This window comes from Nitrosomonas eutropha, assembly GCF_900116685.1.
Lineage (GTDB): Bacteria > Pseudomonadota > Gammaproteobacteria > Burkholderiales > Nitrosomonadaceae > Nitrosomonas > Nitrosomonas eutropha_A.
On record NZ_FPBL01000005.1, the window covers coordinates 20,168 to 32,067 of the forward strand.

At 49.4% G+C, this 11,900-nt stretch carries 11 protein-coding genes; 10 read left to right on the plus strand and 1 reads right to left on the minus strand.

Translation table 11 applies throughout. From position 1 onward, the window contains the following. Window positions 1-14: 14 nt before the first annotated feature. The 10 genes from mraY to ftsZ all read left to right on the plus strand — a co-directional run bounded on the left by mraY (window position 15) and on the right by ftsZ (window position 11,455). A complete protein-coding gene (mraY, locus tag BM331_RS06780) occupies window positions 15-1,100 on the plus strand; it encodes a phospho-N-acetylmuramoyl-pentapeptide-transferase (RefSeq protein WP_074928268.1) in 1,086 nt (361 codons plus the stop codon). Further along, window positions 1,097-2,509 carry a UDP-N-acetylmuramoyl-L-alanine--D-glutamate ligase gene (gene murD, locus BM331_RS06785; RefSeq protein WP_074928270.1) on the plus strand — a complete coding sequence of 471 codons (1,413 nt, stop codon included), beginning with the start codon at window positions 1,097-1,099 and terminating at the stop codon, window positions 2,507-2,509. The genes mraY and murD overlap by 4 nt, the downstream gene beginning before the upstream one ends. 4 nt (window positions 2,510-2,513) lie before the next feature. Continuing rightward, window positions 2,514-3,674, plus strand: coding sequence for a putative lipid II flippase FtsW (gene ftsW / locus BM331_RS06790; protein WP_074928272.1), 1,161 nt, complete (start codon window positions 2,514-2,516; stop codon window positions 3,672-3,674). 22 nt (window positions 3,675-3,696) lie between these two features. Continuing rightward, a complete protein-coding gene (gene murG / locus BM331_RS06795; RefSeq protein WP_074928274.1) occupies window positions 3,697-4,812 on the plus strand; it encodes an undecaprenyldiphospho-muramoylpentapeptide beta-N-acetylglucosaminyltransferase in 1,116 nt (371 codons plus the stop codon). Beyond that, entirely contained in the window at window positions 4,809-6,230 is a 1,422-nt protein-coding gene (gene murC, locus BM331_RS06800) for a UDP-N-acetylmuramate--L-alanine ligase (protein WP_074928277.1), read from the plus strand. The genes murG and murC overlap by 4 nt, the downstream gene beginning before the upstream one ends. A 9-nt stretch (window positions 6,231-6,239) precedes the next feature. Next, the gene (gene murB, locus BM331_RS06805) at window positions 6,240-7,238 is read left to right on the plus strand and encodes a UDP-N-acetylmuramate dehydrogenase (RefSeq protein WP_074928281.1); all 999 of its coding nucleotides are present in this window, start codon (window positions 6,240-6,242) and stop codon (window positions 7,236-7,238) included. After that, window positions 7,235-8,155, plus strand: coding sequence for a D-alanine--D-alanine ligase (locus tag BM331_RS06810; RefSeq protein WP_074928284.1), 921 nt, complete (start codon window positions 7,235-7,237; stop codon window positions 8,153-8,155). Before murB ends, BM331_RS06810 begins: the two co-directional genes overlap by 4 nt. 55 nt (window positions 8,156-8,210) lie before the next feature. Beyond that, window positions 8,211-8,939 (plus strand): cell division protein FtsQ/DivIB, encoded by a 729-nt coding sequence (locus tag BM331_RS06815; protein WP_074928287.1) that lies wholly within the window; start codon window positions 8,211-8,213, stop codon window positions 8,937-8,939. Between the two features lie 61 nt (window positions 8,940-9,000). Next, entirely contained in the window at window positions 9,001-10,239 is a 1,239-nt protein-coding gene (gene ftsA, locus BM331_RS06820) for a cell division protein FtsA (RefSeq protein WP_074928477.1), read from the plus strand. A 67-nt stretch (window positions 10,240-10,306) separates the two neighbouring features. Beyond that, window positions 10,307-11,455, plus strand: coding sequence for a cell division protein FtsZ (gene ftsZ, locus BM331_RS06825; protein ID WP_074928290.1), 1,149 nt, complete (start codon window positions 10,307-10,309; stop codon window positions 11,453-11,455). Between the two features lie 143 nt (window positions 11,456-11,598). Here ftsZ and BM331_RS06830 read toward each other — a convergent pair whose 3' ends face one another. Beyond that, window positions 11,599-11,850 carry a hypothetical protein gene (locus tag BM331_RS06830; protein ID WP_074928293.1) on the minus strand — a complete coding sequence of 84 codons (252 nt, stop codon included), beginning with the start codon at window positions 11,848-11,850 and terminating at the stop codon, window positions 11,599-11,601. Between the last annotated feature and the right edge of the window lie 50 nt (window positions 11,851-11,900).

Sequence of the window (11,900 nt, forward strand, 5' to 3'; positions counted from 1 at the left end):
ACGGGAACCGTAGAATGTTATTGGCGCTTTTTCAGTGGATTGCGGAAGATATCCGTGCTTTCAATGTATTCAGTTACATCACGTTGCGTACCATGCTGGCAGCGCTGACTGCATTGAGCATCTCCTTTTTGATCGGTCCGGCCATGATACGCAGCCTGACTGCGCGTAAAGTTGGCCAGTCCGTGCGTAGTGATGGTCCCCAATCCCATCTGGCAAAAGCAGGCACTCCGACCATGGGTGGCGCACTGATTCTGATGGCAGTCATTATTACGACACTGCTGTGGGCAGATCTGAGTAATCGTTATATCTGGCTCGTACTACTAACAACCCTGGGTTTTGGTGCAATTGGCTGGGTAGATGATTATCGCAAGGTCGTACAACATAATTCCAAAGGACTTCCAGCTTCAGCCAAGTTTTTCTGGCAATCAATTATTGCGTTACTGGTCGCAGTGTATCTTGCCATGACGGCTGAACTTCCTCAGCATACTGATATGATCGTGCCATTTTTTAAGGAAATCGCCATTCCATTGGGATCATTTCTGTTCATCATTTTGACCTATCTGGTTATCGTTGGCAGCAGTAATGCAGTCAACCTGACGGACGGATTAGATGGCTTGGCCATTATGCCCACTGTCATGATCAGTGGCGCGCTGGCTATCTTTGCCTATGTTGCCGGCCACGCCATATTTGCCAAATATCTTGGTATCCCACATATTCCCAGTGCAGGTGAACTGGCCGTTTTCTGTGGTGCGCTGGCTGGCGCCGGACTGGCATTTTTATGGTTTAACGCCAATCCGGCAGAAGTGTTTATGGGCGATGTTGGTGCTCTGGCGCTAGGAGCGGCATTGGGAGTGATAACAGTCATTGTTCGACAGGAAATAGTACTGGTCATCATGGGAGGGGTGTTCGTCATGGAGGCGTTATCGGTCATGATCCAGGTCGCCTCCTTCAAGTTATTCGGGCGGCGTGTTTTCCGCATGGCACCGCTGCATCATCATTACGAGCTCAAGGGATGGAAGGAGAACCAGGTTGTGGTGAGGTTCTGGATTATTACCATCATTCTGGTGCTGATCGGCTTATCAACACTGAAACTGCGATGAATTACGCCGACAAAAATGTGCTGGTTCTGGGTATGGGTAAAACCGGTATGTCCATGGTTAAGTGGCTTTCCCGTGCCGGAGCCCGGGTGTCCGTAGCCGATACTCGTGCCACTCCGCCAAATCTTGAACTGTTGAATCAAATGGTACCGCGTGAAGCCATTTTCTGTGGTCCGTTCAAGGCGGGGCTGCTCAAGGGAATTGATGCAATTGCTATCAGCCCCGGTGTGGCAGTTGCCGAACCACTGGTACAGGCAGCGTTGCAACTGGGCATGTCAGTCATCGGAGATATCGAGCTATTTGCCATTGCACTTGATCAGCACGCGCCACCAGGCACGAAAATTCTGGCGATCACCGGATCCAATGGAAAAACCACTGTTGCCACCATGGTGGGTGAAATGGCAGGGAATACCGGATGGGACGTCGAAGTAGCGGGTAATATCGGCCTGGCGGCATTAGATGCGCTGATGCAGCGAATGGATACAGGAAAATGGCCGCATTTATGGGTACTTGAACTGTCAAGCTTTCAGTTGGAAACTACCAACAGTCTGCATCCCAATGCTGCCGTTGTATTAAACCTCAGCGAAGATCATCTGGATCGCTACCGCACTATCGAGGAATACGCAGCTGCAAAAGCAAAGATATTTCCCGATCCACACAACAGCTGCGTACAGGTACTCAATCGGGATGACACTCGGGTATACGCCATGGCCCGCGAAAACAACAAACAATTAACTTTCGGTTTGTCTGCACCGGCATTTGACGATGAATTCGGCGTGCTACCCAGCGGATCGGATTTGTGGCTGGCACAAGGCACCACCCGCTTGATGAAAGTCAGCGAACTTGCTGTCGCAGGATTACATAACGCGGCCAACGCACTAGCAGCACTGGCATTATGCCGGGCGATTGATCTGCCTTTTGAACCGTTGTTGCATGCCTTGCACATCTTCAGGGGATTGCCGCATCGCATGCAGAAAATTGCCGAGTTCAATGGCGTGACTTTTTATGATGATTCCAAAAGCACCAACGTGGGTTCCGCCGTTGCCGCACTGAATGGTTTCCGTAAAAACGTGATTCTGATTGCAGGCGGAGATGGCAAAGGGCAGGATTTTTCACCTCTGGAACGGTCTATCAACAAACATACACGCAGCATTGTGCTGTTGGGAAGAGATGCTGAGAAAATTTCACAGGCAATCCAGGGCTGCAATGTGCCGGTACATCGCGTGGCAACCATGGACGAAGCTGTCCGGGTAAGTTTTTTGCTGGCAGAGCGTGGCGATGTCGTTCTGCTCTCCCCGGCCTGTGCTAGTCTTGATATGTTCAATAACTACATCCATCGCGCCGAGGTTTTTACAGCTGCTGTCCAGGGAATCGAACGCAAATTTGTGCTCACGGCACAGACATGTCACTAACCGTATGATAAACCCATCCACTACACATAATCAGCCAATCCAGCCCAAACTGGATCTGCATCTGCTTTCAGCTGTTCTGCTATTGCTGGGCCTGGGGCTAGTCATGGTGTATTCCGCTTCGATTGCAATTGCCGAATCAAAATATGGTGAGGGCGGTACTTATTATTTTCTTGTCCGGCAAGCTCTTTCCATCTTATTGGGAATATTTGCCGGGATGATCGCTTTCCAGGTTTCGTTACGCCAGTGGCAAACTTATTCTCACTATCTGCTTGCAGTAGGTATCGTGCTGCTGCTCGTAGTGCTGATCCCGGGTATCGGCCTTGAAATCAATGGCAGCCGTCGCTGGCTTCCTCTGGTGATATTTAACTTCCAGCCTTCCGAACTGATGAAGTTACTCATTCTGATTTTCACAGCAGATTACGTTGTACGCAAAACCGCTTACAAAGATCATTTTTTCAAAGGTTTTCTGCCCATTCTTACATTACTGGCTATTGTTTCCCTGCTTTTGCTGATGGAACCGGATCTGGGGGCTACAGTGATCATAGCTGCCATCGTGCTATCCGTCATGTTCATCAACGGAATGAGCCTAAAAATGTTTCTGGGGCTGTTATGCCTGATACCAATTCCGCTAATTCTGCTAATTATATTCGAGCCTTATCGCATGGATCGGATCAACGCTATTTTTGATCCCTGGAATGATCCATTCAACAAAGGCTACCAACTCACCCATGCATTGATCGCATTCGGGCTCGGTGAATGGTGGGGAGTGGGGCTTGGAGGCAGTGTAGAAAAATTAAATTATCTGCCCGAGGCCCACACTGATTTCATGTTTGCGGTACTGGCCGAAGAACTTGGTTTTGCAGGCGTGGCCACTGTTATATCGCTGTTTTTCTTTCTGCTGATCCGCACATTCAGAATCGGCCGTGCGGCAGCCACCCTGGGAGATCAATTTGGGGCACTGGTCGCGCAGGGTATCGGGGTCTGGCTGGGTTTTCAGGCTTTCATTAATATGGGTGTCAATATGGGCCTGATCCCTACCAAAGGCTTGACATTGCCATTCATGAGCTATGGCGGCAGCAGTATCGTTATCAACAGTATTGCAATTGCCATATTGCTGCGGATTGATTGGGAAAACCGACAAAAACGCAGAGGACTGGCTGTATGAATAAACACCTGCAATCTGGTTCATGGCATACACCACATGTGGAGTTCACAGCTTGTCCCGCACAATCATGATTATGGCGGGGGGAACCGGCGGACATGTATTTCCCGGGCTTGCGGTAGCTCGTGCCATGCAGGCTGAGGGCTGGCGAGTCATCTGGCTGGGTACTCGTAATGGCATGGAGGCCACACTGGTACCACAACATGGTTTTACTATTGAACTGATCAATTTTTCCGGGCTGCGCGGCAAAAAACTGGTCAGCTATTTGTTGCTCCCCTGGAGATTGGCAAAAGCCTGCTGGCAAAGTTTCCGCATCTTGCGTCGCCAACGCCCGCAAGTTGTACTCGGGATGGGGGGTTATCCGGCGCTTCCTGGAGGAATAATGGCTGTTTTGTCTGGCAAGCCACTGCTGATTCATGAGCAAAACAGAATCGCAGGACTAACCAACAAAATACTGGCAAAAATTGCCAGCCGTATCCTGTTGGCATTTCCCGGCACCATTACGGACCAGGCAGACAAGATTCAGGTTACTGGCAATCCGGTACGAGCAGAGATCGCACAGCTCCCGTCACCGGAAGTACGTTACGCAAAACGGACAGGCAAGCTGAACATCCTGGTGGTGGGTGGCAGCCTTGGTGCACAGGCATTGAATACCGTGCTGCCGCAGGCTTTGAGCATGATTCCTGGAAATCAACGGCCATTTGTTACCCACCAGTCCGGAAAAGTTCATCTGGCTACGCTGCAACAGGCTTACGTTGAGCATGGTGTCACAGGTAATTTGGTCGCATTCATTGAGAATATGGCCGTGCATTACCAGAATTGTGATCTGGTAATCTGTCGCGCCGGCGCACTGACGATCGCCGAACTGGCTGCTGCAGGGGTAGCCAGTATTCTGGTGCCCTACCCTTACGCAGTGGATGATCATCAGACGGCTAATGCGCGATTTCTGAGTGAACACAATGCGGCTGTTTTATGGCCTCAATCCGAACTGACCGCAAACTCACTTGCACAATGGCTGATGACTTGTACACGCATACAACTGCAAACAATGGCAACCAATGCACGCACACTGGCCATGCCTGAAGCTGCACAAAGAGTAGTCAAAGTTTGTCAACAACTTATTGATGAGACAAACCCATGAAACATAAAATCAAACGCATTCATTTTGTAGGGATTGGTGGCTCGGGAATGGGCGGAATTGCTGAGGTGCTGATCAACCAGGGCTTCCAGATCAGCGGCTCGGATCTGAATGGCAATTCAACCACCAGACGCCTGCAATGCCTGGGTGCTGTCATTCATCACACCCATGCGGCTGAAAACATCCAGTCTGCGGATGCCGTCGTCATTTCAACTGCTATCCAGCCGGATAACCCGGAAGTTATTGCAGCACGTGAACGCCGTATACCCGTGGTACCTCGGGCTATGATGCTGGCTGAGTTGTTACGCCTGCACCAGGGCATTGCAATCGCAGGCACTCACGGTAAAACCACCACCACAAGTCTGGTTGCCAGTATTCTGGCGGAAGCAGGCCAAGATCCAACGTTTGTAATAGGTGGCAGACTTAAAACAGTCGATAGTCACGCCAGGCTGGGCAAAGGAGAATTCATTGTGGTTGAGGCGGATGAATCCGACGCTTCGTTCCTCTATCTGCAACCAGTGCTGACCGTGGTGACCAATATCGATGCAGATCACATGAGCACTTACGAGCATGATTTCAACCGGCTCAAACAGACTTTTGTCGAATTCATTGAACACCTGCCTTTTTATGGCATGGCGGTACTTTGTGCAGATGATCCACATGTGCGCGCCATCATACCGATGATTTCCAAGCAAGTAACCACGTATGGCATTACATCTGAAAATGCACAAATACGTGCTACCGATATTCGCCACGATCAATGCAAGATGCATTTCTGTGCCCATATTGGCGTCAATGGCTCGGCACGAACGCTGGACATCACATTAAATCTGCCAGGTAAACACAATGTTCTGAATGCGTTGGCAGCCATTGCGGTTGGCAACGAACTGAATGTACCGGATGAAGCAATGGTAAAAGCACTGGCAACCTTTGGCGGAGTCGATAGAAGATTTCAGCAGTATGGTGAGATACGCCTGCCGGATCGAAGATCTTTTACCCTCATTGATGATTATGGCCATCATCCGGCTGAAATCGCTGTCACGATAGCAGCTGCCCGCAACGCTTTTCCCGATCGCCGCCTGGTTCTGGTGTTTCAACCACATCGCTACAGTCGTACACGAGATTTATTCGAGGATTTTGTCCGGGTGTTATCCAGCGCGGATGCACTGTTGCTGACTGAAATATATTCAGCCGGGGAAGAATCAATCATTGCTGCCGACAGCAAATCCCTGGCTCGGGCGATCCGGGTGCAGGGAAAGGTTGAACCTATCTATATTGAGCACATCGACGAGCTGAAATCCGCCGTTCATACCGTTGTACAGGAGGGTGACGTAGTACTCATTATGGGGGCCGGATCCATTGGAAAAGTCGCACCCGACCTGGCAGAACCAACGATGAAACTGACACTGATAACAGGCTGATTGAAAAATATGCAGACAGAAGCCCGACTGCCAGTCGATATAAATGTTCCGAGCTTGCAACCCCCTACGCCCGGTATCGACACACGTCTGCTACGCAGCGAATTACGTCAGCATGAACCCATGAAGCAGCATGTTTCCTGGCGCGCCGGTGGACACGCTGCCTGTTTTTACCAACCGGCAGATCTGGAAGATTTGGTTGTATTTTTACGCCTCTGGCCGAAAGACGAACCTGTCGTGATGATTGGCCTTGGCAGCAATTTGCTGGTTCGGGATGGTGGATTACCGGGAGTAATCATTGCATTGCATGCAAAACTTAACGATCTGCTACTGGTTGAACAAGATAAGGATAGTGGCCTGATTTATGTCGGAGCGGGGGTACCCTGCGCCAAGCTGGCCAGGTTTGCTTCATTACATAACCTGGCCGGTGCAGAATTTCTGGCCGGTATTCCCGGTACGGTCGGCGGCGCACTGGCGATGAATGCAGGGTGTTACGGCTCTGAAACATGGGAACGGGTAGAGCGGGTCAAAACCATTGATCGCGACGGTACATTGCATGAGCGAACACCTGGGGATTACCGTATCGGCTACCGTCAGGTCGAATTACATGAGGCCATGCCGCCCGATACGTCTTGCGGCTGGTTTGTCGGCGGCTGGTTCAGACTTCGTCCTGGTCAGCAGGAATCTTCCCGTCAGGCGGTCAAAGCGTTACTTGGCACACGTATCAAAACGCAACCCTTGGGATTTCCCAGCGCAGGATCGGTTTTTCGCAATCCGCCAGGAGATTACGCCGCCCGGTTAGTTGAACAATGTGATCTGAAGGGGTTCCGTATCGGTGATGCCATGATTTCTACGTTACATGCCAATTTTATTATTAACTGTGGACACGCTACTGCTACCGAAATCGAAACAGTGATTAATACTGCGCAGGCTATCGTTTACAAGAAAACTGGAATCAGGCTAGTCACGGAAGTACGCATTATCGGGCAACACAAAGGAAATGAACCGTGAACATTCGCGACCTTGGAAAAGTAGCTGTATTGCTGGGTGGACGTTCCGCTGAACGTGAAATCTCACTTAAAAGTGGCCATGCCGTACTGGCAGCACTACAGCGAAGCCAGGTTGATGCGCACGCATTTGATCCGGTCGGGCAGCCTCTGGAAAATCTTTTAAAACAGGGCTTTGACCGGGTATTTATCGCGCTGCATGGCCGTTATGGTGAAGATGGCTCTGTCCAGGGGGCGCTGGAGCTGATGGATCTGCCTTATACCGGCAGCGGCATACTCGCCAGCGCACTGGCAATGGATAAATGGCGCACAAAAATGATCTGGCAGGCGGCAGGTATCAGCACACCTGACTACGTCATGCTGGATGCTGACAGCAATTTCCAGGAAGTGACTGATAGACTGGGATTGCCACTCATCATAAAACCTGCCCGGGAAGGTTCAACTATCGGGTTGAGCAAAGTGGATCACGAACAGGATATGCAATCTGCCTATCAGATTGCCGCACAACACGATTCACTTGTAATGGCAGAGCAGTTCATTCAAGGAGTTGAGCTGACGGCAGCCATTCTGGATGATATGCCCCTTCCACTGGTACGCATCGATGTGACAGAAGGTCTATATGATTATCAGGCTAAATATTTTTCTGAAAGCACACGCTACACTTGTCCAAGCGGGTTGTCGGAAACATTGACAACCCACATCCAGGAACAGGCTTTATATGCTCATCGGATACTGGGATGTACCGGCTGGAGCAGAGTGGATCTGATTCTGGATAAAAATAGACACCCTTTTTTCCTTGAGGCCAATACTTCACCAGGAATGACTGATCACAGTCTTGTACCGATGGCGGCACAGGCTGCAGGCATTTCCTTTGATGAACTCGTGATACAAATTCTGGAGTTGAGTTGTGAGCGTGCCTAAAGACAGAAATCCGGATCAAGGTGATCAAGGCAAATTGATACTGTAACCAGGACATATGTGGAACGATCATCAATCCTTGAATCTTCTGGCAAATATACTGCTGACAGGTGTCTTGCTGGCCATGATCTACGCAGTAGGAATCAGGGTACTGGCATTGCCGTTTTTTTCATTACGCGAGGTTCGGGTAGAGGCGGTGGATAAGAGCCAGACAAGCGATACGCGCCTGGCGCACATCACCCGGGACCAGATTGAACAGGTTATACACAACTCGGCGAATGGTAATTTCATAATGATCGATCTAAAGATTTTACAAAAAGCTTTCATGGAGCTGCCATGGGTACGTTCAGTTAAAATTTTGCGCGATTGGCCACCTGCATTGGACATATTACTCGAAGAGCATAAACCGCTTGCATCTTGGGGAGAGGCGGCACTGGTCAATACGAATGGAGAAATATTTCACGCGATAATGGATAATGCGCGTCTTCCGATGTTTACAGGTCCCGATAAAAGCAATCATTTGATTACACGCCAGTATCATATTTTTAACAAACTGCTGCAGCCGACTGGGTACATGGTCACGGAAATCGCCCTGACACCACGGCATGCATGGCACATACGACTGAACACTGGAACCTGGCTTAAACTGGGAAGAAAACAGATGGAACAACGTTTAAAACGTTATGTGGCAGTTCATACGCAATATAACGAAAGTCTGGATTGGTACGGCAACTCCACTTATGTAGATTTGCGTTATGCCAACGGGTTTGCTGTTCGCATACACTGAGTTTGTGTATTCAATTCAAGGCAAACAGAGCACCATAACTATGAAATCGGGGGATTTTCAAATGAGTAAAGTCAAGGAAGGCAAGAACATGATTGTCGGTCTTGATATCGGCACATCGAAAATCGTGGCTATTGTCGCCGAAATAAAGCCCGAGGGTGGTTTCGAGATTATTGGTCTGGGTAGTCATCCCTCGCGAGGTCTGAAAAAAGGCGTAGTGGTCAATATTGAAGCAACCGTCAACGCCATTCAGCGTGCACTTGAAGAAGTTGAACTGATGGCGGGTTGCCGGATTAGCGAAGTATATGCCGGGATTGCCGGTAGCCATATCAAGAGCTTTAATTCACACGGCATGGTGGCGATCAAAGATAAGGAAGTCACCCAAGCGGATGTGGATAAAGTAATGGAAACCGCCAAAGCGGTCAATATTCCGACTGATCAGCAAATACTGCACATTCTGCAACAGGAATTTATTATCGATGGCCAGGAAGATGTGCGCGAACCAGTCGGGATGAGTGGTATCCGGCTGGAAGTCAAAGTTCACATCGTAACCGGAGCAGTATCCGCCGCCCAGAATATTGCCAAATGCATCAATCGTTGCGGATTGGACGTGCGGGATCTTATCCTGCAACCGCTGGCTTCGGCTACAGCCGTGCTTTCCGAGGACGAAAAGGATTTGGGTGTATGTCTGGTCGATATCGGTGGCGGAACGACTGATATTGCTGTTTTTACAGATGGCTCCATACGGCACACTGCAGTGATCCCGGTGGCTGGCGATCAGATCACTAATGACATTGCCATGGCGTTGCGCACTCCGACAAAAGATGCAGAGGATATCAAATGCCGTTATGGCACTGCCTTACGCACGCTGGCTGATATCCGAGAAATGGTTGAAGTCCCGGATGTGGGCAATCGTGGCGCCCGCCCATTATCACGACAAACCCTGGCCGAAGTTATCGAACCACGTGTAGAAGAGCTCTATTTACTGATTCAGGCAGAGTTGAGGCGTAGCGGGTTTGAGCAGCTGCTTTCATCGGGCATTGTTATCACTGGTGGCAGCAGTTCCATGCTGGGTATGGTTGAACTGGGAGAAGAGATTTTTCATATGCCCGTTCGGCTCGGGCTGCCCGTCTATAACGGCAGCCTGGAAGAAGTTGTACGGACACCAAGATACTCGACTGCCATCGGCCTGGTGATGACAGGTATGGAAGATCATCTTCACCATCATCAGGCAAAACTGAAAAGTGGTTCCACCAGACAGATTTTGGCAAAAATGAAAGGCTGGTTTCAGGAAAATTTCTAAATTGGATTTAAAGAGTTCTGTTAGCAAAATATTGTTTGAAAATTCACCATGCAAGAGGAGAAATGTAATGTTTGAGATCACAAATAGCGAATCCCTGGAAGCTGTCATCAAAGTCATAGGTATTGGCGGATGTGGTGGCAACGCCGTGGATCATATGATTCGCAACGAGGTTAAAGGTGTCGAATTTATTTGCATGAATACTGATGCACAAGCATTGCAAGGCAGCCTTGCACAAACCGCAATACAACTGGGTACAAGCGTTACCCGGGGGCTGGGCGCTGGTGCCAATCCGGATATTGGTAAGGAGGCTGCACTGGAAGATCGGGATCGTATCGCCGAAATCGTTCAAGGTGCCGACATGCTGTTCATTACTGCCGGAATGGGAGGTGGTACCGGTACAGGCGCTGCTCCGGTTGTTGCTCAAATTGCCAAGGAAATGGGTATTTTGACCGTTGCAGTCGTCAGCAAACCATTCTCTTTTGAGGGTAAACGTTTGAAAGCTGCGCAGGCTGGAATGGAAGCATTGGCAGAACACGTTGATTCACTGATCGTTATTCCGAATGACAAGCTGATGAAAGTACTGGGAAATGATATCAGCATGCTGGATGCCTTCAAGGCGGCAAATGATGTGTTGTATGGTGCTGTAGCAGGAATCGCAGAAGTTATTAATTGCCCGGGGCTGGTTAACGTGGACTTTGCCGACGTTAAAACCGTCATGTCCGAAATGGGTATGGCCATGATGGGTTCTGCAGCTGCCGGCGGTGTTGATCGTGCACGCATGGCCGCAGAAGAGGCTGTTGCCAGTCCACTGCTCGAAGAAATCACTTTAACGGGAGCACGCGGAGTACTGGTCAACATCACCGCCAGTTCAGCCATGAAAATGCGTGAAGTACAGGAAGTTATGGATACCGTCAAAAAAATGACGGCTGAAGATGCAACCGTAATTGTTGGTACAGTTATTGACGAGAATATGGGTGACAGTCTGCGTGTCACACTCGTTGCAACGGGACTTGGCAATATTTCCCAGCAATCCCAGAGACCCATGACCATCATCCATACCCGTACCGGTACTGATGACAGAGTATCCTCTCATCAGGTAGATGAGCCCGCTGTAATGAGAACCGGAAGAAGAAGCAACGCCGCTGTAACTGCCATGCAGCAAGCAGGAATGGATCCGATGGATATTCCTGCCTTCCTTAGAAAACAGGCTGACTAAAGATCCTCTAATAGAGATATTTCAACTATAAGCAATCTGCATTTTTATATTTTATGACGCTTGTCGGGCTGCCTCTTCGGAGACGGCCTGGTAGCATCTTCAATGCTGCCAGTAGACAGGCATCAATCAGATTGATCGATAAATCAGTTTTCTCGGGGAAATAGACGTTCGTGGATTTCTTTCAGTTTGTCCAACTCCAGGATAACTTCAAATGAAAAACCAGCTCGATCTCGCCCTTTTTCTGTAACCAGCAATTTCTCCAGATAAAGAGAAAATTCTGCGTAACCCCACAATAGCTTGAGCTGATCCGCAACCCTTGGATAGTCTCTGTCAAGAATTGATTCCTGGCTACCCAGAAAAGCGGCAAATTCTTTTAGAGTGCTTTTCAGCGTCATAAACGTACTCCTTTCAAACTTCCAACAAGGTGGTTATTTTGCAGTATCGG

What these genes read in the sequence shown, in the direction of transcription:
- mraY (WP_074928268.1), top strand. Translation starts at nt 15, where the DNA reads ATGTTATTGGCGCTTTTTCAGTGGATTGCGGAAGATATCCGTGCTTTC.
- murD (WP_074928270.1), top strand. Translation starts at nt 1,097, where the DNA reads ATGAATTACGCCGACAAAAATGTGCTGGTTCTGGGTATGGGTAAAACC.
- ftsW (WP_074928272.1), top strand. Translation starts at nt 2,514, where the DNA reads ATGATAAACCCATCCACTACACATAATCAGCCAATCCAGCCCAAACTG.
- murG (WP_074928274.1), top strand. Translation starts at nt 3,697, where the DNA reads ATGGCATACACCACATGTGGAGTTCACAGCTTGTCCCGCACAATCATG.
- murC (WP_074928277.1), top strand. Translation starts at nt 4,809, where the DNA reads ATGAAACATAAAATCAAACGCATTCATTTTGTAGGGATTGGTGGCTCG.
- murB (WP_074928281.1), top strand. Translation starts at nt 6,240, where the DNA reads ATGCAGACAGAAGCCCGACTGCCAGTCGATATAAATGTTCCGAGCTTG.
- BM331_RS06815 (WP_074928287.1), top strand. Translation starts at nt 8,211, where the DNA reads ATGTGGAACGATCATCAATCCTTGAATCTTCTGGCAAATATACTGCTG.
- ftsA (WP_074928477.1), top strand. Translation starts at nt 9,001, where the DNA reads ATGAGTAAAGTCAAGGAAGGCAAGAACATGATTGTCGGTCTTGATATC.
- ftsZ (WP_074928290.1), top strand. Translation starts at nt 10,307, where the DNA reads ATGTTTGAGATCACAAATAGCGAATCCCTGGAAGCTGTCATCAAAGTC.
- BM331_RS06830 (WP_074928293.1), bottom strand. Translation starts at nt 11,850, where the DNA reads ATGACGCTGAAAAGCACTCTAAAAGAATTTGCCGCTTTTCTGGGTAGC.